Origin of the sequence: Microbacterium sp. Leaf151 (genome assembly GCF_001424225.1) — a bacterium.
Lineage (GTDB): Bacteria > Actinomycetota > Actinomycetes > Actinomycetales > Microbacteriaceae > Microbacterium.
Window position 1 is genome coordinate 604,416 of record NZ_LMOR01000002.1, and the last position, 25,990, is coordinate 630,405.

Here is a 25,990-nt window from a genome sequence, read left to right on the forward strand (position 1 = left end):
CACCCCATAGCTCCCGCACGGGTGCGTGCGACAGCATGTCGTCATGACCCTCGCTCTCGTCACCGGCACCTCCAGCGGCATCGGCCTGCACACGGCCATCGGACTCGCGCTGTCGGGGGTTGAGGTGGTCGCCACCGTGCGCGACGCCTCGCGCGCCGATACTTTGCGCTCCGCGGCATCCGAGGCGGGTGTCGAGCTCGACATCCGATCGTTGGACGTGACGGATGCCGCCGCAACCCAAGCCCTGATCGAGGCGGTGGGTCCCCTCGACATCCTCGTCAACAACGCCGGCCGCGGCGCCGTGGGCACGCTAGAGCAGCTGAGCGACGCCGACCTGCAGGAGCAGCTCGAGACGAACTACCTCTCGGTGGCTCGCCTGACACGCCTTGTGCTCCCGGGCATGCGCGAACGCCGCAACGGCCGGATCGTCACCGTCACGAGCGTCGGGGGAGCGGTGGGACAGCCGTTCGCCGACGCCTACTGCGCCGCGAAGTTCGCCGTCGAGGGACTCATGCAGTCGCTCGCCCCCGTCGTCGCGCCGTTCGGCGTCGACGTGGCGATCGTCGAGCCCGCTGCGGTGGCGTCGTCGTTCACCGACTCGGTGCACCGCGCGGAGCCCGGCCCTTACGCCGAGCAGCAGCAGGCGTATCTCGACCGCACGGCGACAGCCTTCGCATCGGCGCAGTCGGCGGAGGACGCGGCGAAGACGGTGGTGGAGGCCGCGACCACCTCGGCGCCGCGGTTCCGCTGGCAGACGTCGGATGCCGCAGCGCGCTTCGCGAGCCTCTCGCTCGCCGACCTCGACGGCTCACGGGTGCTGTCGGTCACCTCGGGGTGGGTGCGGCCGGGGGAGTGACCACGACCCGCGGGAGTCAACGACGCCGGGCCAGGCGAGCGAGCCACTCCTTCATACGAAGCGTCTGACGATCGGTGTACTCGTTCGAGAGGCGCAGCGCCTCATCGGAGATGTCGGCGCCGGCCTGCATGTTCGCGATGGCGCGGAGCGCCCGTTCCTCCTGCGTCTCGCCGTCGTCGTCGGGCATGTCCCCAGCGTAACGGCGGGGGTTCACGCAAAGGTTGGCCGCGTACGAGGTCGGACGCTAGCATCCGGTCATGGATGACTGGGGCGACTTCAACCTCGCGCTCGTCGGCGCGACGGCGGCCCTCGCGGGTCTCGTGATCGTCGCCGCCAGCGTGAACATCGCCGAGATCGTGAAGGCACCGGCGCTGACTGCGCGTCTCGGGACGGCCATCTCGTCCCTCGTGCTGGCGCTCGTGGTCAGCGCGCTCGGGCTCGCCCCCGGTCTCGACACCGTGGTCTATGGCGCCGTCGCGACGCTGGCATCCCTCGTCGCGGCGACATTCGCTGTCGATGCTGCCCGCCGCATCACGGCCGATCGCAGCCCGCTGAACCGGTTACGCGGTCTGAAGAGTGTGCTGGGTTTTCTCGTTCCCGCCGCGTACGCCGTGGGCGGCATCCTGATGGTCTCGGGGTCGGTGGCTGCAGGAACGGCCGCCTTCGCGTTCGGGGCGTTGCTCTCCATCATCGTGGCCCTGATGATCTCGTGGATCGTGCTCGTCGAGGTGCTGCGCTGACAGGTGCTGCCCTCCGGCTCCACGCGTGAAGCGCGTCCCGTCGCGCGAGTTCGATATGGTGCAGAAATGCCCCACGACATCGACACCTCTCCGCGCGGCCCGTGGGGCTGGATCGGCGTCTGGGTGCGGGAAGAGAAGTTCTGGCGCGACATCGGCGCGCGTGTGCTGGCCGGTGTCGTCACAGCCGCCATCGTCTACGCGGGTGCCCTCCTGCTCGGGTACCTGCACACTCCGGAGATCGGCGCGGGTCTTCTGCTGGGGCTCGGCATCGTCGCGTGCGCCGGCCTCGTCGCAGGGAGCGCCACCCTCGTGCGCAGCGCGCGGGCCCGGAGGAAGGCGGGGGCTTCGGGCGGCGCGCGCGTCGTGCTGGCGGTCGTGCTGCTCTTCGCGGCGATCGCCATCGCGACCGGCGTGGCAACCGACGTGCTGCGCTGAGTGGACTGACCTCGACCGTGGTCGACTCGGGCGATGGGGACGCCGCCGATACCGACGCGGTGTCTATCCACCGCGGTCGCACGCCGCGACGGGGAGGGCCTCCACCCGCGTGCGGGGCGCACCCTTTCACACTCTCGTCGCGCCGGCCACCACATGAAGCCCCCGGGACAGCCTCGCCTAGCGTCGTTGTATGACCCAGAAGATCACGTATCGCACGCTCGTTCTGCTCGGGACAGTGGCCACGGCCGCGCTGGTTCTCGCGGGCTGCACCGGGGGAGCCGACGCCGCCGCACCCTCCACGACCGTTGCGCCCACGGCATCCGTCGACCCCAGCGCGTCGACACCGGATGCCACCTCCGCAGTCGCCGTTCCCACCGAAGAGGCCGCGGCCGTCGTCGAGGACTACCTCACGGCGATCCAGGCCGAGCAGTATGGCGAGGCTTATGCGCTATTGACCGACGAATCCCGCGCCTTAGCCGGTTCCGAGGCGCAATTCGCTGAGTCGGCCGTTTACAGCATCGTCCGCTCGGAGGAGGCAGCCGGGTACCTCGGCACCGGCGGCACCATCGAGGCGGGACCGGGCCCCGCCGAGGGCACCGTTCTGGTGACCGCCGTCAGCGACCGCATCGCGGACGGGTGGCTCGTCCGTGACACGGGCGCGGGAATGCGCATCGACGACGCTGGCGTGCCCTCGACCGGTGCCAGCCCGTATGAATGGGTAAATCCCGCGTCAGGCCCCGAGGATGTGCGCGACTCGGTCGCCGTCGACCCGGCGGCTCCCGCCGCGCTGATCTTCCGCGACCTGGCAGCCGAAGCAGGAGTGGAGGGTCCCGGACTCGTCGGCTTCCCATCCACGATCACCGCATATCTCGGCACGGTGGAGGTTCCCGCCTCGTCGGCGATGAGCGATCTCCAAGCGCGCTGGGACATCGCATGGGAAGCCTCGGCGCCCTCCGCCGAGACGCAGCCTCTGACCGTTGCGTGGGAGGTCGAGCCGGGGAGCTGGCGCACCACCACGACGGCCGTCTACACCGGGTAGCGGGCATCCAGCAGCGGTGACGTGGGTTCGTCCCGCGGGGCACCGCGCCCTCTCGTCCCTCTTCTCGGAACGGAGCGGATAACAGGACCGGATTGCGCGGCTGCTCGCGCTGAGGTCGTCGGAATCGTGTCAGGGGGCCGACGGCTTGTTACCGGACCGCCGCGGGAGGTGTCCCTGCCAGACTGGGGAGATGCAGGGGGAGTACGGGTGGCAGCGGGTACACGCCGGCGACGCGAGGATCTCCGTCGCCGAAGATGAGCCGGTCGCATGCGTCCACCGCCCGGGTGAGCGCGACCGGATGGCGACGTGGCCCGATCTCGATCTCGGGGCGCGCGCGACCCAGATGACCCTGCTGTCCACGTCGTCGGGTGCGTGGGTCGTGTACCGCCCGCGGGAGGCCCCGGACGAGTCGATCGCACCCGGTCGCAGCGCGGCCGTGCACATCGGGCGCGACGCGCGGGTGAGTATCGTCGCCCCGCTGGGCGACCTTCAGCTCATCGGAGCGACCGTCCATGGACTGTGGCTGCGCGACCCGGCCGCCAGCAGCGACCCGGACGACGTCACCGCCTGGCTCTCGGACGACGTGCGAGTTTGGTCCAACGAGGGTGCTGAGCATCGGATGCCCGTGGACCGGCGCATCGCATGGGCGCTCGACGCGGGAGCCTCCGACACTCGCGTGGCTGTCTTTACGGAGCCACCGCGCCGGTCGCCACGGGGCCGGGTACACACGACCGCCCACATCCCTCTGCAGCCGGGAGAACTTCCCGCGGAGATCCGCACCCGTACCCTCGTGCTCGATCCCGTCGACGACGCCGCGATGATCAAGACGATGAGCGCCCTCTTACCGCAACGCGTCGCGCGCGAGCCAGGTGATCCTCGCGCGTCGTGGCGGCCGGCACCGGTGTCCGCCGCCGACCGCACGGCGGCGGTCGCAGCCGTCACCGGGGAATTCGCGGACCTGGCCGCCTACTGGACCGATCCTTCCGGAGCGACGTCACCACTCACAGGGGGCCTGCGCCAACCCCGGGTCGAGGTGGGAGGGGAGTGGCCCGACACCCGCGTGGAGGTGAGTTTTCGGCATCCTCTCTTTCCGGGCGGGCGGATGCGGCGGACGCTCCACGTCTTCGACGCTGCCGGACGGTTCGTGCCTGCGCTTTATGCGTCGGTGCACCTCATGGAGGACCTCGCGACGCACAGGTTTCCGCCGGTCGAGACGGCAGTCGACGGCATCCTCGATATCTGAGGCTTCCGCACGAGTCGCCGGGGCCCGCTAGCCGTATCGCCTCCCGCCAGCCCCGCGACCTTGCGGCCGAACGGGGGAGAGATCGAACCGTGTCGCCGCTGCAAACTGACATAATGTGCATTATCGGCCTTACCGTCGAGCGGGCGGCGCGTGCATGCAGGCGGCGCACGTGACCCGGCTGGGCTCTCATCAGACCGAGCCGTTCATCGACGACCTCGACCGCGTCATCGATGACCTCTCCACGGGTCGACGGACAGGGCTGACGCAGCGGCGACGACCACTCAGCGTCTGGCGAGATTGCCTTCGGCCCACTCGCCGAGCTGACCCAGGATCGGAATCAGACGGCATCCGGCGTCCGTCAGTGCGTACGTCACCGCAACGGGCGGCCCGGAGTCGACGCGGCGGTCGATCAAGCCGGTCTCGGTGAGTTCGGTCAGCCGATCCGACAGAACGGCGTCGCTGATCCCGGCCACCGCGCGCCGCAGACCCGAGAACGACAGCTCCCCCTGGCCGAGCACGTCGAGGATCATGCCGTTCCATCTCTTACCGAGAACAGAGAACGCGTGAGAGACCGCTGCGTCGCAGTGTCGAGCGTCGTGATCTTCGGCCATGCCTTCATCCTAGATGTGCTAGCTTTCCCAAAGTCACTTTGTTTTTCATAGTCACTCTGATCGGAGAAGCGCATGACCCTGTTCCGTCTCGATGCCAGCATCCTGCCCGCCACCTCTGCCAGCCGCGAGCTCGGCGACCTCGTCGAGGCCGAATGGCTCGCCGCGCACCCGTCATCGAAGGTGGTCCGCCGCGACGTCGCCGCCGATCCGATCCCCGCCACCGCCTGGCGCGACTCCGTGACCTCGGGCTTCACCCCCGCCGATCAGCACACCGACGGCCAGCGCGAGGCCATCGCCCTCCGCACGCGTCTCGCCGACGAGCTCGTCGACGCCGACGCCCTGCTGCTCACGGTGCCGCTCTACAACTACGGCGTCTCGCAGCACGTCAAGACGTGGTTCGACCTCGCCTACACCGACCCTCGAATCGATCCGCAGGGCACGGCGCTGCGTGGAAAGGCCGCCACCCTCGTGACCGTCCTCGGCGGCAACTACGAGCCCGGCAGCCCGAAGGAGGGCTGGGACCACTCGACCGGGTGGCTGCGCCGCGTCTTCGAAGACGTGTGGGGCCTCGACCTCACCGTCGTGCACCGCCCCTTCACCCTCGTCGGGGTGAACCCCGCGCTCGATGCCTTCACCGACGTCGCCGCAGGGCTGAAAACGGATGCCGAGCGGGCCGCCGTCACCGCCGGACAGACGCTGGCGGCATCGCGCGCCGCCTGAGCAGCCCCCGCGGGCCCGTCACGCCCCGCCGCCCACCCGGCGCCTCGCGTGACGGTTCCGCGGACCCCTCGGCCGAGGACCTCCGCCAGGGAAGTCTTGATGCGGTCCGTTCGCGCCGCTTTCAATGAAGGCCCGAGATACCCCTAGGGGGTATATTCTCGTCTCACCGGCCTCAGGAGAACGCACGCGCGGGCGCCCTAAGGCGCCCCTCCACCCGGACCGCACGGCACCTCTCCGGGGCGCCGGCCCGGACGCCGATGCCCGCGAACGACGAGGAGCACACCCGTGAACACCCGATACGTGGCCGTGGCCGCAGTCCCCCTGGCAGCGATCCTCGCTCTGACGGGCTGCTCCGGCGGTTCCGGATCCATGCCCGGCATGGATCACGACTCCGCCCCGATGACCACCGCCACGACGGCCGCGTCCGCGTCGGAGTCCGACATCCTGTTCGTCACGATGATGATCCCGCACCACGAGCAAGCCATCGAGATGTCGGACACCCTGTTGTCGAAGGCCGGTGTCGACGAGCGCGTCACCGCTCTCGCCGCGCAGATCACGGCCGTGCAGCAGCCTGAGATCGACACCATGAAGGGCTGGTTGTCCGACTGGGGCGTCTCGATGAGCGACGGTATGAGGGGTATGGATCACGGAGGCATGATGTCGGAGTCGGATATGCAGGCTCTCGCCGCCGCCGACGGGAGCGACGCTGCGCGCCTGTACCTCGAGCAGATGATCGAGCACCACCAGGGCGCGATCGACATGGCGCAGGATGAGATCGACGGCGGTGCCGACGGCGACGTCGTCGCCCTCGCACGATCGATCGTCGACAGCCAAGCCGCCGAGATCAGCACGATGAAGGAGCTGATGGCCTCGCTCTGAGGCGGCGGGAGTCTGCTCGTCAGGGCCCGACCCCGGATCGCCCGCCCCGACCGGTCCGGAGCCGAGACTCTCCCCCGCTACGCTCGAGGGGATGACTCCCCCACGCGCCCGTACCCCTCGAGGGGTCCGCGCATGACGGGCGTCCTCACCGGCTTCGCGGTCGTCGGTCTCGCCGTCGTCGTCGGCTACGTGATCGCGCGCATCGACCTCCTCGGTCCTCACGCCCGACACGTGCTGAGCCGGCTCACGTTCTACGTCCTGTCGCCGTTCCTGCTCTTCACCGTGCTGGCGCGCGCCGACGTCGCGACGTTGTTCTCCGCCCTGCTGCCGGTGTCGATGATCGCGGCCGCGGTCATCATCAGTGTCTCGGTGCTCATCTCGACGCTGATCCTGCGCCGCCCCGCGGGAGAGACCGTGATCAGTGCGTTGTCGGCGGGACAGGTGAACAGCAACAACATCGGCATCCCGATCTCGCTCTACATGCTCGGGAACGCGGCGTACTCCGCTCCCGTCATCCTGTTCCAGTTGCTCGTTCTGATGCCGATCGCGCTGTCGATCCTGGATGCCGTGACCTCCGGCTCCCGCAACATCGGGCGCATCCTGCTGCAGACGGCGAAGAACCCGATGCTCATCGCCTCCGCCCTGGGCGTGGTCGTCGCGCTCACCGGCGTCGACCTGCCGCCGATCGTCTTCGATCCGCTGCATCTCATCGCGGGCGCCTGCGTGCCGGTGCTGCTGATGTCGTACGGCATGTCGCTCTACGGTCAGCGGGTGCTCACCGAACCCGGCCGCCGCGTCGACGTGGTCATCGGGTCGGTGCTGAAGCTCCTGGTCATGCCGGCCCTGGCGTGGGGAGTCGCGACGCTGTTCGGTCTGCCCGACGACCAGATCTTCATCGTCGTGGTGCTGGCGGCGCTGCCGACGGCGCAGAACGTCTTCAACTTCGCGCAGCGGTACGGAGTGGGCGAGATCCTCTCGCGCGATGTCGTGTTCATCTCGACGCTGGGGTGTCTGCCCGTGCTCTTCACGGTGGCCCTGCTGCTCCAGCACTCCCCCGCGTGACATCGCGCGACCGGGGGTTCGCGCCGTCGAACCCTCAGGTCTAGGGTGAGAGCTGTTTTCAGCTTTCACTCAGAAAGGCTCGCCATGTCTTCCGCGACCACGTCCAACCCCGCCATCGGAGCCGTGCGCACCGCACTCGGCGTGAGCGGTGTCCTCTCGCTCGTGATCGGCATCCTGATCCTCGTCTGGCCGGGCCGCACCGCCGAGGTGGCTGTCGGGATCCTCTCGGTCTACGTCATCATCGCGGGCCTCGTGAACATCGCGATCGGCCTGTTCTGGCGCTCCGGTTGGTCGCGCATCGGCTACATCGTGCTCGGTGTGCTGTTCATCGTCGCGGGCATCTTCTCGTTCGCGAACCTCTCGGCCACGACCGCCTGGTTCGGCGTCTTCATCGGCACCCTCGTCGGGATCCTGTGGATCGTCGAGGGCGTCGTCTCGCTCACCACCGTCGGACACGGTTCGAAGGCGCGGGCCTGGACGATCTTCTTCGCCATCATCAGCATCCTGGCCGGAATCGTGCTGCTCTTCTCGCCTCTGCTGGGCGCGGTGACCCTGTTCCTGCTCATCGGCATCTCGCTGGTGATCCTGGGCGTCTTCCAGATCGTCCGCGCGATCCAGTTCGGCAAGGCGGTCTGACCCCGAACGAGGAGGGCCCGGATGCCATGGCATCCGGGCCCTTCTCTCATCCCTCGGCCGGGAGGTATCGACTCCACCACTCGAGGACCGCGTCGAAACGCTGCACCCGGTGCTGCGGACGGCCGGCGCGGGTGAGCTCGTGATCCTCCCCAGGGAAGATGAGCATCTCGGCCTGCGTCCCCTGAGCCTTGAGCGCCGCGTAGTAACGCGTGGCCTGCTCGAGCGGGCAGCGGAAGTCGAGCTCCGAGTGCAGCACCAGCGTCGGCGTCGTGACCTGACCGACCACCGCCATCGGACTCTGCGCCGCGACCTGCTCGGGATCGGTGCCGACGTACTCCTGCCCGAAGAACGATCCGATGTCGCTCGAGCCCGGGAAGGCGGTCGGGTCGAGGAAGCCGCGCTCGACGATGGCGCCCGCGAAGCGGTGGTCGTGCGCGATGACCCAGGCGGTCATGTACCCGCCATACGATCCGCCCATCACGCCCGCCCGTTCGCCGTCGAGGCGCGGGTCGGCCGCGACCACGCCGTCGAAGAAGTCCATGACGTCGAAGTAGTCGAGCGTGCCCATCCGGCGGCGGATGGAGCGACCGTGTTCGCGCCCGTACCCGGCGCTGCCGCGGGGATTGCTGTAGACGACCGCGTAGCCCGCGTCGACGAGCACCTGCGTCTCGTCGAAGACGTGCACGCCGTACGAGGCGTACGGCCCCCCGTGGATCTGGAGGATCACGGGGAACGGTCCTTCGCCCTCGGGCACGGCCACCCAGCCGTGAACCGGGTAGCCGTCGCGGCCGGGGATCTCGTGCTCGACGGGCTGGACGATAGCCCGCTCGCGCACCGCAGCGCCGAAGTCGGTGAGGGTCCGCGCCGCGCCGCCCTCGACGAGGATGAGCTCGCCGAACGACTCGGACGAGGCGACGGATGCCACGACCCGCCCGCGCGCGACGGCATGGCCGTTCACCTCGAGGTCGCCGCCGAGGACCTCGGTCACCGCTCCCCCGCGCGTGACGCGCAGCAGGCGCAGGCGTCCCCGGGTGCGGTCCTGCACGAGGACGTCGTCGCCGTCGAAGGAGATGTGGCTGCCGACCTCACCCAGGTCGATCGTCTCGGCGTCGGTGAGGCGCCGCGGTCCCTCGGACTCGACCGCGAACAGGGCGACGCCGGGAGCGACGAAATCGGTGCCCTCGGAGCCGACGTCGTTCGCGAGGACGAACACGGCCCCGTCGGGAGCGACAGCGACCTCGGAGATCGACAGGTCTTCGCTCAGCACCTCGCGCTGCGCTCCCCCGTCGATCGTCACGGCGACCAGTCGGTCGCGCAGGTCGCGACGGTCGTCCTCGATCACATCGGGGACGCTGAGCAGCTCGGATCCGTCGGCCGTCCAGGCGACGCCGCTCCACCCCGTGTCGCCCTCGGTGAGCTGGGTGGGCTCGGCGGCGACGACGCGCTTCTCGGGGTCGTCGAGGGCGGGCGCCGGTGGATAGAAGGGCTCCGCGTCGGTGGGCGGCGCGTCGACGACGAACAACTGCGTCGGACGATCCAGGTACCCCAGACCGTTCGCATGCCAGCGCACGCCGGTGATGCGACGCGGCGGCTCGGCCGCGGCATCCCGCCCCTCCACGGTGCCGTAGCGGCCCGGCTCGGGCACGCGCGCGGCGAACGCGAGACGCGTACCGTCCGGCGACCAGGAGAGGTCGGTGACACCGCCGGGGAGGTCGGTCACCTGCACCGGCTCACCCCCACCGGCGGCCACGACGAACAGCTGCGCCCGGCTCTTCGCGTCCGCGCGGAGGAACGCGACCGTGGAGCCGTCGGGAGAGAGCGCCGGGGAGCGGTCGGCCACCCCGCGGGTGATCCGCCGTGGCGATCCGTCGGGCAGGTCGACCCGCCACAACTGCCCTACCGAGCGGTCGGCGACGAGGTCGGGGCGGGAGGTCGCGAAGACGGCGAAGGAGCCGTCGGGCGAGATCGCCGGCCGACCGACCGTGACGAGCGTCTCGATGTCGGGCGCGCGCATGCTCACTCGCCTCCGAACGAATCCGTGTCTCCGACGAGTCGGGTGTTGTCGGCGGGCACGGGGTCGACCGCGGCCCGGGCGACCTCGGCGGCGAACTCCGACACGTTGTACAGCTTGCCGGCATCGCCGCGGCGTGCGGCGATCGCCCCGGGGTTGGCGCGCTCGAGCAGCGTCGCCGTGATCGTGCCCTCGATCATGTCGCCCGAGACGACGGTGAACCCGATGCCGCGCTCCTCGAGGGCGGGGATCTTCTCGCGCAACGCGTCTTCTCCGGCGCGCTTGGACAGGGCGACGGGCTCGTACTCGGGCATGGTCGGGGTGGTGCGGATGAAGTGCGCCTGGTGGCTGGTGACGAACACGACGCGCCCATCCTCCTTCACCAGCGGCAGGGCCGTCTCGAGCACGTTCACCTGCGCGTCGCGGTTGAGCAGCAGGGCGTAGTCCTCGGCCATGCCCGACTCCATGCCACCCGAGGCGTTGAGAACGAGGATGTCGAGACCGCCGAAGGTGCGCTCCACCTCGTCGAACATCGCCCGCACCGACACGGGGTCGGTGAGGTCGGCCCCCACGACGAGGGCTTCGACACCGAGCTCGCGCAGCTGCGTCGCGAGCTTCTCGGCACGGGGCGCTTTGTTGCGGAAGTTGATGACGACGTTCGCACCGGCCTCGGCGAAGTAGCGCACGGTGTCGGCACCGATACCGCGCGACGAGCCGGTGACGAGGGCGGTCTTGCCGCTCAGCGAGCCGGACGGAAGGGTCTGGGACACGGATTACTCCTGACGATCGGGATCGACTCACCAGCCTACCGACCGCTCCGCTCGGGGCCGCGGCGACCGTAGTCTGCGGGGTGGTCGAGAACCGGCCTCACCCTCTCCCGCGAGTGCTACGTTCGGGCTCAGGAGGTGCGAAATGGACGTTCTCTCCACTATCGACACGTGGTCCTGGATCGGCTGGCTCGTGTTGATCCTGGTCTTCCTGGTCGTCGAGATGCTCACCGGTGAGCTGACCTTCCTGATGCTGTCGGTGGGCAGCGCCGCGGGGCTACTGACCGGTCTTCTCGGGGCGCCCCTGTGGGGACAGGTCATCGTGGCCGCGCTCGCGGCCGGCGCTCTCCTCACCTTCCTGCGACCGCCCCTGCTGCGACGCCTGCATCGCGGCGCCGACACCCGCTCCTTCAACGTCGAGGCCCTCGTCGGCCTCGAGGGCCTCGTACTGTCGCGGGTTTCCCCGTCGGTCGCGGGGCAGGTCAAGCTCGTCAACGGCGACGTGTGGACCGCACGCGCCGACGCCGACACCCGACTCGACCCCGCCACGCGCATAGAGGTCGTCCGCATCGACGGTGCCACCGCCGTCGTCCGCGCCAGCGTGCAGCGCGCCCACGACCAGGAGGCCGCGACATGAACATCGACAGCATCATCCCCACGACGATCGGGTGGGTCCTCGCGATCGTGGTGGCCGTCTTCGTCATCGTCGTGATCTCCCGCGCCGTCCGCATCATCCCGCAGGCCCGTGCGGGTGTGGTCGAACGGCTCGGCAAGTACCACAAGACCCTCCTGCCGGGCCTCAACCTCGTGGTTCCGCTGGTCGACCGGGTACGCCCTCTCATCGACATGCGCGAACAGGTGGTGTCGTTCCCGCCCCAACCGGTCATCACCGAAGACAACCTCGTCGTCTCGATCGACACGGTGGTGTACTTCCAAGTCACCGACGCCCGCGCCGCGACCTACGAGATCGCCAACTACCTCGGCGCCGTCGAGCAGCTGACCACCACGACGCTGCGCAACGTGGTGGGCGGGCTCAACCTCGAGCAGGCGCTCACCAGTCGCGACAACATCAACGGTCAGCTCCGGGTCGTCCTCGACGAAGCGACGGGGAAATGGGGCATCCGGGTCGGACGCGTCGAGTTGAAGGCGATCGATCCGCCGCACTCGATCCAGGACTCCATGGAGAAGCAGATGAGGGCCGAGCGCGACCGCCGTGCCGCGATCCTGACCGCCGAGGGGTCGAAGCAGTCGCAGATCCTCGAGGCCGAGGGGCGGCGTCAGGCCGCGATCCTCGAGGCCGAGGGCGACAAGCAGGCCGCCGTCCTGCGCGCGCAGGGAGAGGCCGAGGCCATCCACTCGGTGTTCACGGCAATCCACGAGGGCCGCCCCGACGACAAGCTGCTCGCCTACCAGTACCTGCAGACCCTGCCGAAGATCAGCGACAGCTCCTCCAGCAAGCTGTGGATCATCCCGAGCGAGTTCACCGAGGCCCTGAAGGGCATCTCGGGCGCCTTCGCCTCGCGCACCGGCATCGACGACCCACCCGCCGTCGCGCCGAAGGACGCCCCCGCCCGATGACGCGGCATCCGTATCTCTCCCCCGACGCCCCGCGTGTGCTCGCCCACCGGGGACTGGTGACTCCGGATGCCGCGCTGCACGGCGTCGTCGAGAACTCCTTCGCCGCGGTCGCCGAGGCGCACGCCGCGGGTATCGCCTACGTCGAGTCCGACTGCCATCTCACCGCCGACGGGGAGGTCGTGCTGTTCCACGACGACGACCTCCGCCGCGTGGCCGACGACCCGCGGGCCGTCGCCGACGTCCGCCTGCATGAGCTGGAGGAGATCATGTCCGAACGCGGTGGGCTGATCACCCTCGCGCAGGCGCTCGACGCGTTCCCCGAGGTGCGCTTCAATCTGGACGTGAAGGCCGCCGCGGCGGCGGAGCACGTCGGCCGGCTCGTCGCACCGCACGCGGCCCGCGTGCTGGTCACCAGCTTCTCGGACGAACGTCGCCACGCGGCCCTCCGGGCGGCCGCCGCGGCGGGAGCCGCCCTTCCACCGGCGACCTCCCCCGGCTCGTCCACCGTGGCGAGGCTGATGGCCGCTCGCGCGCTGCGTCAGAAGACCCGGGTCCGCCGGTTGCTCGCCGACCTCGACGCCCTCCAGATCCCCGAACGACAGGGCCCCGTCCGCATCGTGACGGACGGACTGATCCGCGACGCGCACGCCGCGGGCGTCGAGGTGCACGTGTGGACGATCAACGCCGACGTCGACATGCGGCGTCTGCTCGACCTCGGTGTCGACGGACTCGTCACCGATCGCGCCGACGCCGCGGTCGCGATGGTGAACGAGCGGGGAACGACAGCTGTCTGAGCATCGTCTGTGAAAGCCTCGCCGTCGCCCGGGGTTCGAATAAAGCGCACAGGTGCAAGCGTTATACATGGTGACCGACGAGAGGACCACACAATGGCAGACCGCAGTCTCCGCGGCATCCGACTCGGCGCCCAGAGCCTCCAAAGCGAAGATGGCGTCGTGTTTCACGACCGTGCTCAGCACACCTACAACTGCAGCACCTGTGGACGTGACACCGTCCTGACGTTCGCCGCCGACGCCGAGGTTCCCGACGCCTGGGAGTGCCGCACGTGCGGCGCCGAGGCGCTGCTGCGCATCGGTGACGGCATGGCGACCGTCGACCACAGCGCCGACAAGGCCGCACGTACCCACTGGGACATGCTGCTCGAGCGTCGCACCCTCCCCGAGCTGGAAGAACTGCTCGAGGAGCGCCTCGCCTTCGTCCGCGCGCGTCGCGGAGCGGGTGGCGAGAAGCTCAGCGCCTGACGCTGACCGACGAGTTCAGACGCCGGCCCCCTCGGGGGTCGGCGTCTTTCTCGTGCCACGGGCGCGAACGAGCACGAGAACACCGGCGACGACGAGTCCGGCGAGACTCCCCCATCCCAGGACGATCTTCACCGCGGGCCCGATGATCACCGCGGGGGTGAGTCCGGTGCGAAGCGGCACGTCGGTGAGCATGTGCCCCGCCGTGTCGATCGGCAGGTCGTCGAGAGTCGACCCGTCGGGCGCGATGACCTGGCTCGTGCCGACCGTCGACAGGTTGACCACCGACCGCCCGGTCTCGATCGCGCGCATGCGAGCGAAGGCGAGCTGCTGAAGGTTCTCATCCGTCCCGCGGAAGTCGGCGTTGTTCGTCTGGAACATGTACACCTGGGCCCCACCGGCGGCGCCGTCCCAGACGACGTCGTCGTAGATGACGTCGAAGCAGATCGCCAGCCCCACGCCGATGCCGTTCACATCGATCAGCGGCGCCGCGGTACCCGGGGTGTACTCGCGGCCGATGAGTCCGATGAGGTCGGGGGCGAACGGCTCCCAGAAGGCGCGATCGGGCACATACTCCCCGAACGGCACCGGATTGCGCTTGTCGTAGGTCGCCGCGGCCTGCCCCTCGGGCGTCCACAGCAACGAGGAGTTGAACAACTGCGACCCTCGCTCGGTCACCGCCGAGATGAGCAGCGGCGCCTCGACCCGCCGGGACAGCTGCTGCAGCACCGCCGCCGTCGACGGGTTCGAGGTGGGATCGGAGTCCACACCGCCCTCCGGCCAGAGCAGCACGTCCATGTCCTGCCCGAGAAGAGGGGCGGATGCCGCGAGCTGCGCGTCCAAGACAGCGCCGCGCGCCCGCTGGTCGAAGTAGCCCGCGGGCCCGTTGCCCTGCACGGCGCCCACGCGCATCGACCCCGCCGCCGCCGTCGGGAATGCCGGCAGGGCGACGAGTACCACCAGGACGACGGCTGCGGGCACGACGCGCGCGAGACGGCGAAGGCCCCCCACCCGGACGAGCTCCACCCCCATCGCGCACAGCAGCACAACCAGGAACGACAGTCCCGACATGCCCACCCAGGAGGCGACCTCGGCGAACGGGCCGTTCACCTGCGAGACGCCGATGCGCCCCCAGGGGAAGCCGCTGTACGGCCACGAGCCGACGATCTGCTCCCGCAGCGTCCACAGGCCAGCGACGAGTGCCGGCAGCAGCACGAGGCGCCCGAGCGTGCCCGGGGCGATCCGCGGCATCCATCGGTAGGCGAGCGCGATCGGCACGGCGAACACCGCCGTCAACAGCGCCTCGAGCACCGACAGGGCCATCCACGGCACGGGGCCGAGGTAGCGGGCCGTGAAGAGCAGGTTGACCGAGAAGAACGCGGCACCGAAGAGCAGCCCGACCAGCACCGCGGACCAGAATCGACGACCGATGAGGGTGACGAGCGCCAGGACCACCGCGGGCACCGCCATCGGCCACCACGCCAGCGCGGGGTAGGCCGTCACCAGGAGCAGCCCCGCCACCACCGCCAGCGGAGCGGCGTACGCCAGACGCAGCAGGGGCGCGGCGCGGTCGGCCCGGTCCACGGACGTCAGGGGGGCGGCGCTCATGCCGACGTGTACGCCACGATGCCCCGGCGCACGGAATCCAACGCCGTGCGGGCGGTCTTCGCCAACTGCGGGTCGGCGACGAGCGAGATCTGATCGAGCAGGTCGATCGTCTGCTTCGCCCAGCGCACGAAGTCGCCCGCCGCCATGTCGGCGAGGGTCAGCACGCTGTCGAGCGGGAGCCCCTTCGCCCAGGCGTGCATCGCGGGCGAGAGGCCCGACGCGGGCGACTCCGACCCGGGGAGACGGTGGTCGCGCTCCAGGTCGTCGAGCTCTTGCCACAGGGTCTGCGTCGCATCCAGGGCTGCACGGAAGGCACCGCGCGGCAGCCCCCGCTCCCCCGGCCCCGCCTCATCGCGCCGGGGCTCGTACACCAGGCAGCACGCCAGGGCGGCGAGTGAGGGCGCGTCGAGCCCCTCCCACAGCCGCTGTCGCAGCGATTCGGCGACGAGCAGGTCGCGCTCGCCGTAGATGCGGCGCATCGTTCGGCCCGCGGGGGTCAGGACGGTCGCACCGTCGTCCTCGACGCGGACGTACTCCAGCGTCGCGAGCACCTCGACCACGCGGTCGAACACGCGCGCGACGGTGCCGGTTCGCTGGTCGATCTGCTGGCGGGTCTTGTCGGTGGACCGCTTGAGCTTCCAATACCGCTCCGCCCAGCGCGCGTGCGCCTCACGGTCGGGGCACGACTGGCAGGGATGCCGCTGCATGCGCTTTCGCAGCGACTGGATCTGCTGCTGCCGCTCGTCGCGCAGCCGGCGGGGCGCGGTGGCATCCCGCCGATTGATCTTCTCGAGGTCGCTGAGCTCGCGGCGGATCGTGGAGTACTCGCGGAAGTCGCCGCGGTCGCAGGTCATCGCCTGCTCGTAACCGGCGAGGGACTCCTCGGCGTCCTTCACCTGGCGGGCGAGGCCCACGACCGAGCGGTCGGCCTGGAATTGCGCGAAAGACGACTCGAGCACCTCGCGGGCGCGGGCGCGCCCGAACTGGTCGATGAGGTTGACGGCCATGTTGTAGGTCGGCCGGAAGCTGGAGTTCAGGGGGTAGGTACGACGCGACGCGAGGGCGGCGACCGACTGCGGGTCGAGACCCTCGGTGAACTGCACGACCGCGTGGCCCTCGACGTCGATGCCGCGGCGACCGGCACGGCCGGTGAGCTGGGTGTACTCCCCCGAGGTGATCGCGACGCGCGCCTCGCCGTTGAACTTCTCGAGCTTCTCGAGCACGACGGTGCGCGCGGGCATGTTGATGCCGAGCGCGAGCGTCTCGGTGGCGAAGACGACCTTGACGAGCTTGCGACGGAAGAGCTCTTCGACGACCTCTTTGAACGCCGGGAGGAGGCCGGCGTGGTGGGCGGCCATGCCCCGCTCGAGGTTGTCGCGCCACTCCCAGAAGTGCAGGACCGCGAGATCCTCATCTTTCAGCGAGAAAGTCAGCTCGTCGACGATCTGGCGGATCTCGACGCGCTCCTCGGCCGAGGTCAGTCGCACGTTCGCGCGGCGCAGTTGCTGCACGGCGGCATCGCATCCGGCACGGCTGAAGATGAAGAAGATGGCGGGCAGCAGGTGGCTGCGCTGCAGCAGCTCGACGACTTCGGGACGGTCGATGCGCTCGATGCGTGGGCCCTGCGAGGCGCGGATCGGCTTGTGCCCGCCGCGCCGCTGGTGCGCATGGCGGGGGCCGCCGGCGTGACGCGCGGAGCGGAACTCCTGCGCGCGGCGGTTGTTCTCGTACCCACCGGCATTTCCACCGCGGATGCGCAGCAGTTCTTGGTTGACCTGGGCCGTGGCGACCCCGGCGCGGTCGTCGAACAGCGGCATCAGATCGCCGCGCACGAGCACGTGCTGCTCGAGGGGCACGGGCCGCGTCTCGGACACGATCACCTCGGTGTCGCCCCGGACGGTGTCGAGCCAGTCGCCGAACTCCTCGGCGTTCGACACGGTCGCCGACAGCGACACGAGCTTCACCGACGGCGGGAGGTGGATGATCACTTCCTCCCACACCGCGCCACGGAAGCGGTCGGCGAGGTAGTGCACCTCGTCCATCACGACGAACCGGAGTCCTCGCAGCGCCAGCGAGTCGGCGTAGAGCATGTTGCGAAGGACTTCGGTGGTCATCACCACGATGCGCGCCGAGGCGTTGATGTTGGTGTCACCGGTGAGCAGGCCGACCTCGTCGTCGCCGTACACCTCTTGCAGCTCGTGGAACTTCTGGTTCGACAGCGCCTTGATGGGCGTCGTGTAGAACGCCTTGTCGCCGGGCTCGAGCATGGCCAGGTGGATGGCGAACTCGCCGACGATGGTCTTGCCCGCACCGGTGGGGGCGGCCACCAGCACGCTCCGCCCGTCTTCGAGGGCGTGGCATCCGGCGATCTGGAAGTCGTCGAGTTCGAAGCGCTGCATCTCGGCGAAGTCCGCCGTGTGCGGGTGCGTGGAGCGGGCGCTGGCACGAGCGAAGCGCTCGGCCGGACTGGGCGCGCTCACGCGGTGGGCCCCGACGCCATCTCCGTTGCGGCGACCCGGCGCGCCTTGCGGCGATCGAACAGCATCGACAGTCCCGCGGCGGCGAAGAACAGCACGACCAGGATGCCGGCGAGCATCAGCATGCTCACCACGTCGGCGGCGGGGGTGGCGAGGGCCGAGAAGATCGTGGCGATGAGGATGGCGACGCGCCACCCCTTCAGGATCGCCTTGCCGCTCATCACACCCGCCACGTTCAGGGCGACCAGGAACACCGGCAGCACGAACGAGACGCCCACCACGATCAGGAGCTTGAAGACGAAGTCGTAGTAGTCGACGGCGTTGTAGAAGTTGACGCCACCCTCGGGCGTGAAGCCCCACATGAGCTCGATCACGTGCGGCACGATCAACAGGCCGACCCAGCAGCCGATGAAGAACAACGGCACGGCGGATGCCACGAACCCGACGGTGTAGCGGATCTCTTTGCGGGTCAGTCCGGGCATGATGAACGCCCAGATCTGCCACAGCCAGATCGGCGCCGACAGGAAGATGCCGATCGAGAACGCGATGCGCATGCGCAGATCGAACGCCGAGGTGACCGAGGTGAAATTCAGGGCCGAGAAGTCGTCGCCGCGGCGCTCCGCGATGACGCGGATCGGCTCGGTGATCAGGTGGATGATCGGATCGGTGATGACGAAGGCGACTACCATGCCGACCACGAGCGCCGCAGCAGCCCACATGAGTCGCTTGCGCAGCTCGACCAGGTGCGCCCCGATCGACATGCGCTTGTCTCGCCGCGGCCCCTCGGGCACGTCGATCCGCGGCGGTCCTGCCGTCGCCACCGGTTAGACGGTGGGGTCGTTCGACCTGCGCGGCTCAGGGGCCGCGGTCGGGGTCGTGCCGGCATCGGTGGGGCGCGGAGCCTCGGCGGTCGACGCGGAGATCTCGTCGTCTCGCTTCATCTCTTTCATCTCGCTCTTGAACACGCGAGCGGACTGGCCCATGCTCTTCGCGAGCGCGGGGAGCTTGGCGGCGCCGAACAGAAGCAGGATGACGGCTAGGACCACCAGCAGGTGCCATCCGGTCAAACCCTGGAACATGGTGACTCCTCGTCGTCGTCGGGCGTTGATGTCAGTCTAACCCGCACACCTGTCTCCGGGCCGGGAGGCGCGGACGGGGGCGGCGGATCACGCGTGATCCGGCTCGGGACTGCGCGGCAGCATCCCGTGGGCGGCCCACCGTGGGCGGTTACGAGGTGCGAGGCTCGCCGCCAGGGGTGCGCGAGGCCGTTCGGAACGGGGCCGGTCAGGGCTGCGCCGGGGCGTACTGCGCGAGGCCTGCCGCCGCCCACTCCGCCGCGGCGCGCCGCGCGCCCGCCGGCTCGAGCAGCTCGACCTCGCCGCCGCGGCGGGCGGCCAGACGCTTCAGGCTCTGCTCGTCGGCGAGACGCAGGGATGCCACCGACGTGTCGTCGTCGGACTCGTCGATCTCGGCCCGCTCGAGGTAGTCGGCCAGCAGGGGTGCGACCGCCCGCGGAAAGCGCAGCCGCGCCACGACCTCGTCATCCGACGGTGCGAACAGGTCGGGCACGTCGTCGCCGCCGTGCACGGCCAGGATGTCGGTGAGTGCGGCGTCGCTCACACGGTCGAGGTGGAACGTGCGCACGGCCTGGCGCAGGTGGCACCAGCCCTGCAGGTACCACTGGTCGTTCGCGATATGCACTTTGATCGGGTCGACCGTGCGCGTCGTGGGACCCGCCCCGGGGGCGCGGTAGGTGAAGGTCACGGCCACGCGTTCGCGGAGCGCGCGGTCGACGACGTCGCGCACGCCGTCGACGGGACCGGGGGCCACGATGACGGCGGGCGGGGCGGCGGCGGCACCTCGGGCGAGCTTGCCGAGCAGACCCGTCACGAGTTCGTTGTCTCCCAACCCGGGAAGACTCCGCGCCAGCTGCAACCCCGCCAGCAGGGCGGCCGCTTCGCGCGCGGTGAGCCGCGGGGCGCGTTCGAGGCCGACCGTGTTGGTGATCGCGATCACGTCGTCGCGGTCGAGCAGGTCCCAGTCGATGTCGAACAGGTCGTGGGGCAGCTGCCAGTAGCCGCTCTCGCCGGGCAGGCCGATCACGGTGAGACGCTCGACCATCGCGCGCATCTCGTCGGGAGTCACGTCGAAGTCCGCCGCCGCCTCGGCGACCGAGACCTCGCCCTTGCCGAGCAGATACGGCACGAGCTGCAGCAGCAGCGCGGCGCGGTCGAGGGCGGCGACGGGGCGCTCGGCGCTCACGCGGCACCCCCGTGCAGGTGCAGGGTCGCCTGGAGTCGGCGCACCACTTCGGCGCGCAGGTCGTCGGGCCCGACCACGCGCACTTCGGGTCCGTACGAGGCGAGCTCGTCGGCGAAGACGTGGAGGTCGACGTAGGGGACGACGATGCCCTGCGGCGCCGCCTCGGCCCGCCGGGCGAGGCGGAGAGCCGCCTCGGTGCCCGGGTGTACCTCGAGCAGCGCCCGCTGGCGGTCGGCGACACGGCGCAGACCCGCGAGCGCCCGCTCCCCCGCCCCCTCGCGGAGCGCGGCCGGGAACACGGCGCGCGTCACCGTGACGTCGCCGACGATGCGCGACAGCAGGAAGGTGCGGTCGGCATCCATGTTGAGGTCGAACCCGAACACATGCCACCGCGCCTCGTACTCCAGTAGGGCCAGGGGTCGAATACGACGCTCGTGCGGACGCGCCTCGCCGGGGCGCAGGTAGGTGAAAGTCACGACACGGCTCTGCTCGATCGCGCGTTGCAACGCGGGGAACGAGGCGTCCCGCACGCGGATGCGGGGCGCGTACCCGATGATCGGCTCGTCGACGGGGATGCCGAGGGCCCGGATCTTGCGCAGGCCGCTGCGCGCATCGACCGAGAGCGACTCGCTCCCCCACACGCTGCCGGCGATGTTGAGCAGGGCCACTTCGGCCGGGCTGAACGAGATGTCGTCGGGGAGGGAGTACTCCGCGGTCGGCACGCGATACCGCGCCTCGCGGAGGTCATCGGGGTCGGTGCGGTTGCCGATCGTCTCGATCGGAACGCCGAGCCCCCGCAGGTTCTCTTTGTCGCGCTCGAACATCTTCTCGAGCGCGTCCTTCGACGCCCCCGCCTCGAGCTGCTCTCGGTAACCCGCGACGGAGGAGAGGATCGTGTCCTTCGTCAGGCCCTGCTCGGTCGCCATGAGGGCGACGACGAGGTTCACCAAGCGCTCCTCGGGAGCACTACGGGAGGCGGTGGCGGACACCCGCCCATCCTAGGCGGCGCGGCGAACCCGGCAGCCGACGCGCGCGTCGACGGGGCGGGAGCCGAGGGCTGGTCGCCGGCAGCTGACCGCTGCGCTCAGCCGGCGATACCGAGGATGTCGACGACGTAGACCAGGGCGGTGCCCTCGGGCGCCTGCAGGATCTGCGTGTCCTGCGCCGTCTGGTCGGCGGGGACGACGATGAGCACCTGCGAGCCGACCGTCTGCCCTTCGAGGGCCGCGGCCATCGCGGGCGGCAGCACCAACACCGTCGCCTGGCCGGGCGCGCCGTTCTTCCAGGTCGAGGCGAAGGTCGTGTCGGATCCCCACGCGACACCCTGCACGTGGATGACCACGGAGGAGTCGGCGGTGAGCGTGTCGCCGTCGCCCTTCTTGATGGTCTGCGACCGGGCCTCGGTCGGCGCGTCTCCCGCGGGGATCACCACGCCGGGCTGCCCGTCGGGCGCACGCACGACAGAGGGCATGCCCGAGTCGGCGTTGTACTGATCGGCACCGTCGGCGGCGGGCAGGAACACCTTGCGCACGTCGAAGACGAACACCGCACCGTCGCCCTCGGCGACCCCGAGCGCCTGCGCGCCCTGGGCGCCGAGATCGGCACCCGGGATGGCGACCGCCACGCGCGATCCCTCGGAAACGCAGCGCATCAGCGGTGCGAGGGAGGGCACCGCCTGGGTGAGACGCGGCAGCGGCGTGGCCGTTGCGACGTCGGAGTTGTAGGGCGTCGCGACCAGCTGCTCACCCGACGCGGCGTCGAGCACCGTGACGTCGACGAGTGCGAGCTGCGAATCGGTGGTGATGCGCGGGCCGTCGCCCTCGACGAGGGTGGCGGTGCCCGCCTGCGACGGGACGAACGGCGACCGCACCGAGACGGTGGGAACCGAGCCGACCTCGCCCGGGGCGTCGACGACCGACGCGATAGCGCTGTCGGTGGGCGTCGGGCACGACGAGGCGGCGGATGCCGAGCACCCGACCAGGCCGAATCCGGCCAGAGCGGTCACGGCAACGAGAGCGGGGAGTCTGCGCACCGGAACAGTTTAGGTGCTCGGGCGGGGCTCCTCCGACGCGGCTCCCGCGACGGACTGCCGCACGCCCTCGGCGGACTTCTGCGCCTCGCGCACGCGCTTGCGCAGGTTCTTGTCGGTGATCTCGCGGTCGCCGACGGCGCCGGGGGTCCACAGCTCCACGTCGTCGTCTCCGTAGCTCGACTTCGACGCGCGACGCTTGACCTCGGGCGGGATCGCTCCGGGTGCGAGCCGCCGGGCGGTGACGAGAAAGCCCGTGTGCGCGACCATGCGGTGATCGGGGCGCACCGCGAGGCCCTCGACGTGCCACCCGCGGACCATCGTCTCGCTGGCATCCGGCTCGGTGAACAGGCCGGTCGCACGGATGTACTCGGCCACGCGGCTGAGCTGGGTCGCGGTCGCGATGTAGCAGAGCACCACGCCGCCGGGGGTGAGCGCGTCCGCCGCGGCATCGATGCACTCCCACGGGGCGAGCATGTCGAGCACGATGCGGTCGACGGATGCCGGGGCCACGGCATCCGGGAGGCTCTCGACGAGATCGCCCACGATGACCTGCCAGGTCGCCGGCATCTCGCCGTGGAAGGTCTCGACGTTCGCGCGCGCGACGTCGGCGAACTCCTCGCGTCGCTCGAACGACAGCAGGCGTCCGGCGGGACCGATGGCCCGCAGCAGCCACAGCGACAGCGCGCCAGAGCCCACACCGGCCTCCACGACCGTGGCGCCCGGGAAGATGTCGGCCTGCGCGAGGATCTGCGCGGCGTCCTTCGGGTAGACGATGGCGGCGCCGCGGGGCATCGACATGACGAAGTCGCGCAGAAGCGGCCGGACGGCGAGGTAGTCGTGGCCGGAGCTGTTCGTCACGACGCTGCCGTCGGGCTGGTCGACCAGCAGGTCGTGCCTGAGCACGCCGTTGTGGGTGTGCAGCTCGCCCTGCTCGCGCAGGGTGATGGTGTGCATGCGGCCCTTGGGGCCGGTCAGCTGCACCCGGTCGCCGACCCGGAAGGGGCCGCTCAGGTGGGGGGTCTCGCTCATCGGGTCACTCGCGTCTCATCGGGGCGGGTCTGAACGTGCGCGGCGTGCAGCGCGCGCAGGTCGGTGCTGGTCCGCCCCGCGAGGTCGGGCCACTGCGCATGGGCGCCGACGCCGTCGAGGGGCACCATGAGCGGGACGCCGAGCGACACGGCGCCGCTCGCGACGGCCGAACGCAGACCGTTGGGGCTGTCTTCGATCGCGACGGTGTCGCGGATGTCGACGCCCAGGGATGCGGCGGCCTGCAGGTAGGGATCGGGGTGGGGTTTGGGACGCTCGACGTCGTCTCCGGCGACGACGACGTCGAAGGCGGGGAAATCGATCAGGTCGACGACCGAGAGGGCCATGCGCCGCATCGACATCGTCACGAGCGCCGTCTTGATGCCGCTGGCCTTGAGGTCGGCGAGCAGTTCGCGGGCCCCCGGGCGGAAGGGCACACCGGTGACGGCGAGCTGGCGCAGCACCTCATCGGTCAGGTAGGCGATGATCTCGTCGGTCCCCCACGGCACGCCGGCGTTCTGGAGCAGGCGGGCGGAATCCTCGAGGGCCAGGCCCACCATCCCCAGCGCCTGCTCGTGCGACCACGTGCCGCCGAAGCGCTCGACCAGCGGGGTCTCGGCGGCCATCCAGTACGGCTCGGTGTCGACGAGCGTGCCGTCCATGTCCCACAGGACCGCCGCGAGGGCCGGAGAAGTCATCGTTCCATCGTATCCAGGGCGCGCACCGTCGCCGTCCCCGCGGGTCCGCGCGGCGTCCCGCCCGTGCACAGCGGCGGATGCCGGCCTCGGCGCGCCGTTCACGCACCGGCATCCTCGGTGTGTCGCCGGAACGATCCGCCGTTGCGCACGGCGGCGGCGTCCGACCGCGCCGTCGTGCGTGCGCCTATCCTGGAACCCAGCCCCGACGGGGCAGAGGAGGTTGCGTGGACGCACTGGGTCGCCGGATCATCGTCGCCGCGTTCGACGGGTGGAACGACGCCGGGGAGGCCGCCTCGGCGGCAGCGTCGATGCTGCGGGCCGACGTCGAGTACGACGTCGTGCACTCCGTCGACCCCGAGTTGTACTTCGACTACCAGTACACCCGTCCGCAGATCGGACTGGATGCCGAGGGCCGACGCACCCTCACGTGGCCGGAGGCGAAGCTGCTGCGCCCGACACAGCGCTCCGACGACGCCGAGATCTGGCTGCTCGTCGGTGTCGAACCCGCGCGCGCCTGGCAGGCTTTCGCCGCCGAGTTCATCGACGTCGCCCTGCGCGAGGACATCACGGGCTTCGTCGCCCTGGGCTCGATGATGTCGGACGTCCCCCACACCCGACCCATCTCGGTCTTCGCCGGCAGCGACAACGAAGGCGTCCGCCAGTCGCTCGGGCTCGAGCGGAGCCTCTACGAGGGGCCCGTCGGCATCCTGAGCGCCATCGGCCACGCGTCGGAGCAGGTCGGCATCCCGACGGCGAGCCTGTGGGCGAGCGTGCCGCACTACGTCGCGGGCCACACCCCATCACCCAAGGCCACGCTCGCACTGCTCGAGCGCCTCGAATCGATCACGGGCATCACCGTGCCGCGCGGAGACCTCGAAGCCGAATCGCGGCAGTGGGAGGCGTCGATCGACGCGGCGGCCGCCGACGACGACGAGATGAGCGACTACATCCGTCAGCTCGAGCAGACGCGCGACACGTGGGACTCCCCCGAGGCGTCCGGCGACGCCATCGCGCAGGAGTTCGAGCGGTACCTCCGCCGCGGCGGCGGTGGCGACGGTCCCGCCAAGCCCGGCCGCGACGATCCGCCCCGACGCTGACACGCGGCTCCGAACCGGCCGTCGAGCCCGTTCGCGAAGCCGCCGATACACGACGAAGGCGCCGCCCCGATCGGAGCGGCGCCTTCGTGGCATCCGGAACTCAGCTCGCGATGATCGCCGACTCGGCCGGCACCACCCCGAGCGCGAGGAGCACGATGATCACGATGCCGAGGATCACGCGGTAGATCACGAACGGCAGGAAGCTGCCGCGCTTGAGGTACTGCATGAGGAATGCGATCACGAGGTAGCCGACGACGAAGGCGATGACCGTGGCGATCGCCGTCTCACCCAGGTTGTAGGGCCCGGTGCCCTCGTCGAAACTCCGGTACAGCTCGAAGAAGCCGCTGGCGAAGACCGCCGGAACCGCGAGCAGGAACGAGTATTCGGCCACGGCGGTGCGCTTGTAGCCGAGGGCGCGTCCGAGTGTCGTCGTCGCACCGGAGCGCGAGACGCCGGGCACGAGCGCGAGCGCCTGCGCGAAGCCGTAGGCGATGCCGTGCGGGTAGGTGAGGTCGTCGAGTTCGCGACGGCGCTTGCCGTAGTGGTCGGCGAGACCGAGCAGGATGCCGAAGACGATGAGCACGGCGGCGGTGATCCAGAGGCTGCGGAAGTTGTCACGGATGAGGCTCTGCAGCAGCACGCCCAGCAGGCCGATGGGGATGGTGCCGATGATCACGAGCCACCCCATGCGGGCGTCGGGGTCGTTGCGCGGAACCTTTCCGGTGAGCGAGCCGAACCAGCGCGAGATGACACGGGCGATCTTCTTGCGGAAGTAGATCAGCACCGCCAGCTCGGTGCCGATCTGCGTGATCGCGGTGAAGGTCGCGCCGGGATCGGTCTGCGACGGGAGGAACTCCCCCACGATGCGCAGGTGCGCGCTCGAGGAGATGGGGAGGAATTCGGTGAGGCCCTGAACGAGCCCGAGGATGATGACCTCGAAGATATGCATGCGGTCCT

The 25,990-nt window shown here is 70.2% G+C and carries 28 protein-coding genes; 14 read left to right on the forward strand and 14 right to left on the reverse strand.

Annotated features, from left to right (window positions below; genetic code table 11):
• Positions 1-43: 43 nt before the first annotated feature.
• Positions 44-856, forward strand: coding sequence for an SDR family NAD(P)-dependent oxidoreductase (locus ASF76_RS06895; protein ID WP_055954937.1), 813 nt, complete (start codon positions 44-46; stop codon positions 854-856).
• A gap of 16 nt (positions 857-872) precedes the next feature.
• On the opposite strand, the gene ASF76_RS17015 is transcribed toward ASF76_RS06895, so the two are convergent.
• The gene (locus tag ASF76_RS17015; RefSeq protein ID WP_156459160.1) at positions 873-1,043 is read right to left on the reverse strand and encodes a hypothetical protein; all 171 of its coding nucleotides are present in this window, start codon (positions 1,041-1,043) and stop codon (positions 873-875) included.
• A gap of 70 nt (positions 1,044-1,113) precedes the next feature.
• Here ASF76_RS17015 and ASF76_RS06900 point away from each other — a divergent pair, with 70 nt between their 5' ends.
• The 4 genes from ASF76_RS06900 (at position 1,114) to ASF76_RS06915 (ending at position 4,313) form a co-directional block, all read left to right on the forward strand.
• Positions 1,114-1,596: a hypothetical protein gene (locus tag ASF76_RS06900; RefSeq protein ID WP_055954940.1), complete on the forward strand. Its 483-nt coding sequence runs from the start codon at positions 1,114-1,116 to the stop codon at positions 1,594-1,596.
• A gap of 66 nt (positions 1,597-1,662) precedes the next feature.
• Positions 1,663-2,031, forward strand: a complete 369-nt coding sequence (locus ASF76_RS06905; RefSeq protein WP_055954943.1) for a hypothetical protein — start codon at positions 1,663-1,665, stop codon at positions 2,029-2,031.
• Between the two features lie 190 nt (positions 2,032-2,221).
• Positions 2,222-3,070, forward strand: coding sequence for a hypothetical protein (locus tag ASF76_RS06910; protein WP_055954946.1), 849 nt, complete (start codon positions 2,222-2,224; stop codon positions 3,068-3,070).
• Between the two features lie 190 nt (positions 3,071-3,260).
• Positions 3,261-4,313, forward strand: coding sequence for a hypothetical protein (locus tag ASF76_RS06915; protein ID WP_055954950.1), 1,053 nt, complete (start codon positions 3,261-3,263; stop codon positions 4,311-4,313).
• Between the two features lie 281 nt (positions 4,314-4,594).
• Here ASF76_RS06915 and ASF76_RS06920 read toward each other — a convergent pair whose 3' ends face one another.
• On the reverse strand, positions 4,595-4,924 hold the full coding sequence (locus ASF76_RS06920; RefSeq protein ID WP_055954954.1) for a winged helix-turn-helix transcriptional regulator: 330 nt from the start codon (positions 4,922-4,924) through the stop codon (positions 4,595-4,597).
• 72 nt (positions 4,925-4,996) lie between these two features.
• Here ASF76_RS06920 and ASF76_RS06925 point away from each other — a divergent pair, with 72 nt between their 5' ends.
• The 4 genes from ASF76_RS06925 to ASF76_RS06940 all read left to right on the forward strand — a co-directional run bounded on the left by ASF76_RS06925 (position 4,997) and on the right by ASF76_RS06940 (position 8,221).
• Positions 4,997-5,644, forward strand: a complete 648-nt coding sequence (locus ASF76_RS06925; protein WP_055954958.1) for an FMN-dependent NADH-azoreductase — start codon at positions 4,997-4,999, stop codon at positions 5,642-5,644.
• A 285-nt stretch (positions 5,645-5,929) separates the two neighbouring features.
• Positions 5,930-6,523 (forward strand): DUF305 domain-containing protein, encoded by a 594-nt coding sequence (locus ASF76_RS06930; RefSeq protein WP_055954961.1) that lies wholly within the window; start codon positions 5,930-5,932, stop codon positions 6,521-6,523.
• A 132-nt stretch (positions 6,524-6,655) separates the two neighbouring features.
• Positions 6,656-7,585 (forward strand): AEC family transporter, encoded by a 930-nt coding sequence (locus ASF76_RS06935; protein ID WP_055954964.1) that lies wholly within the window; start codon positions 6,656-6,658, stop codon positions 7,583-7,585.
• Positions 7,586-7,669: 84 nt separating this feature from the next.
• The gene (locus tag ASF76_RS06940; protein ID WP_055954967.1) at positions 7,670-8,221 is read left to right on the forward strand and encodes an HdeD family acid-resistance protein; all 552 of its coding nucleotides are present in this window, start codon (positions 7,670-7,672) and stop codon (positions 8,219-8,221) included.
• A 46-nt stretch (positions 8,222-8,267) separates the two neighbouring features.
• Here ASF76_RS06940 and ASF76_RS06945 read toward each other — a convergent pair whose 3' ends face one another.
• Positions 8,268-10,235: a S9 family peptidase gene (locus ASF76_RS06945; protein WP_055954970.1), complete on the reverse strand. Its 1,968-nt coding sequence runs from the start codon at positions 10,233-10,235 to the stop codon at positions 8,268-8,270.
• Positions 10,236-10,237: 2 nt separating this feature from the next.
• Positions 10,238-11,002, reverse strand: a complete 765-nt coding sequence (locus ASF76_RS06950) for an SDR family oxidoreductase (RefSeq protein WP_055954973.1) — start codon at positions 11,000-11,002, stop codon at positions 10,238-10,240.
• 142 nt (positions 11,003-11,144) lie between these two features.
• On the opposite strand from ASF76_RS06950, the gene ASF76_RS06955 reads away from it, so the two are divergent.
• The 4 genes from ASF76_RS06955 to ASF76_RS06970 all read left to right on the forward strand — a co-directional run bounded on the left by ASF76_RS06955 (position 11,145) and on the right by ASF76_RS06970 (position 13,836).
• Positions 11,145-11,636 (forward strand): NfeD family protein, encoded by a 492-nt coding sequence (locus tag ASF76_RS06955; protein ID WP_055954978.1) that lies wholly within the window; start codon positions 11,145-11,147, stop codon positions 11,634-11,636.
• Positions 11,633-12,577, forward strand: a complete 945-nt coding sequence (locus ASF76_RS06960; protein WP_055954980.1) for an SPFH domain-containing protein — start codon at positions 11,633-11,635, stop codon at positions 12,575-12,577. The genes ASF76_RS06955 and ASF76_RS06960 overlap by 4 nt, the downstream gene beginning before the upstream one ends.
• On the forward strand, positions 12,574-13,371 hold the full coding sequence (locus tag ASF76_RS06965) for a glycerophosphodiester phosphodiesterase family protein (protein ID WP_055954983.1): 798 nt from the start codon (positions 12,574-12,576) through the stop codon (positions 13,369-13,371). Before ASF76_RS06960 ends, ASF76_RS06965 begins: the two co-directional genes overlap by 4 nt.
• Before the next feature lie 93 nt (positions 13,372-13,464).
• The gene (locus ASF76_RS06970; RefSeq protein WP_055954986.1) at positions 13,465-13,836 is read left to right on the forward strand and encodes an RNA polymerase-binding protein RbpA; all 372 of its coding nucleotides are present in this window, start codon (positions 13,465-13,467) and stop codon (positions 13,834-13,836) included.
• Positions 13,837-13,851: 15 nt separating this feature from the next.
• On the opposite strand, the gene lnt is transcribed toward ASF76_RS06970, so the two are convergent.
• The 9 genes from lnt to ASF76_RS07015 all read right to left on the reverse strand — a co-directional run bounded on the left by lnt (position 13,852) and on the right by ASF76_RS07015 (position 23,936).
• Positions 13,852-15,441, reverse strand: coding sequence for an apolipoprotein N-acyltransferase (lnt, locus tag ASF76_RS06975; RefSeq protein ID WP_055954989.1), 1,590 nt, complete (start codon positions 15,439-15,441; stop codon positions 13,852-13,854).
• Complete coding sequence (locus ASF76_RS06980) at positions 15,438-17,921, reverse strand: DEAD/DEAH box helicase (RefSeq protein WP_055954993.1); 2,484 nt, start codon at positions 17,919-17,921, stop codon at positions 15,438-15,440. Before ASF76_RS06980 ends, lnt begins: the two co-directional genes overlap by 4 nt.
• On the reverse strand, positions 17,918-18,679 hold the full coding sequence (tatC, locus tag ASF76_RS06985; RefSeq protein WP_055955430.1) for a twin-arginine translocase subunit TatC: 762 nt from the start codon (positions 18,677-18,679) through the stop codon (positions 17,918-17,920). Before tatC ends, ASF76_RS06980 begins: the two co-directional genes overlap by 4 nt.
• A 63-nt stretch (positions 18,680-18,742) precedes the next feature.
• Positions 18,743-18,997 (reverse strand): Sec-independent protein translocase subunit TatA, encoded by a 255-nt coding sequence (gene tatA, locus ASF76_RS06990; protein WP_055954996.1) that lies wholly within the window; start codon positions 18,995-18,997, stop codon positions 18,743-18,745.
• 205 nt (positions 18,998-19,202) lie between these two features.
• On the reverse strand, positions 19,203-20,180 hold the full coding sequence (locus ASF76_RS06995) for a helix-turn-helix transcriptional regulator (RefSeq protein ID WP_055954999.1): 978 nt from the start codon (positions 20,178-20,180) through the stop codon (positions 19,203-19,205).
• Positions 20,177-21,169, reverse strand: coding sequence for a helix-turn-helix transcriptional regulator (locus ASF76_RS07000; RefSeq protein ID WP_055955002.1), 993 nt, complete (start codon positions 21,167-21,169; stop codon positions 20,177-20,179). Before ASF76_RS07000 ends, ASF76_RS06995 begins: the two co-directional genes overlap by 4 nt.
• A 95-nt stretch (positions 21,170-21,264) precedes the next feature.
• Positions 21,265-22,212 carry an FKBP-type peptidyl-prolyl cis-trans isomerase gene (locus tag ASF76_RS07005; protein WP_055955004.1) on the reverse strand — a complete coding sequence of 316 codons (948 nt, stop codon included), beginning with the start codon at positions 22,210-22,212 and terminating at the stop codon, positions 21,265-21,267.
• Between the two features lie 9 nt (positions 22,213-22,221).
• Positions 22,222-23,241: a tRNA (adenine-N1)-methyltransferase gene (locus ASF76_RS07010; RefSeq protein ID WP_055955007.1), complete on the reverse strand. Its 1,020-nt coding sequence runs from the start codon at positions 23,239-23,241 to the stop codon at positions 22,222-22,224.
• The gene (locus tag ASF76_RS07015) at positions 23,238-23,936 is read right to left on the reverse strand and encodes an HAD family hydrolase (protein ID WP_055955010.1); all 699 of its coding nucleotides are present in this window, start codon (positions 23,934-23,936) and stop codon (positions 23,238-23,240) included. The genes ASF76_RS07010 and ASF76_RS07015 overlap by 4 nt, the downstream gene beginning before the upstream one ends.
• Before the next feature lie 224 nt (positions 23,937-24,160).
• Here ASF76_RS07015 and ASF76_RS07020 point away from each other — a divergent pair, with 224 nt between their 5' ends.
• Positions 24,161-25,033, forward strand: a complete 873-nt coding sequence (locus ASF76_RS07020; protein ID WP_055955013.1) for a PAC2 family protein — start codon at positions 24,161-24,163, stop codon at positions 25,031-25,033.
• A 100-nt stretch (positions 25,034-25,133) separates the two neighbouring features.
• Here ASF76_RS07020 and ASF76_RS07025 read toward each other — a convergent pair whose 3' ends face one another.
• Entirely contained in the window at positions 25,134-25,982 is an 849-nt protein-coding gene (locus tag ASF76_RS07025) for an undecaprenyl-diphosphate phosphatase (RefSeq protein ID WP_055955016.1), read from the reverse strand.
• Between the last annotated feature and the right edge of the window lie 8 nt (positions 25,983-25,990).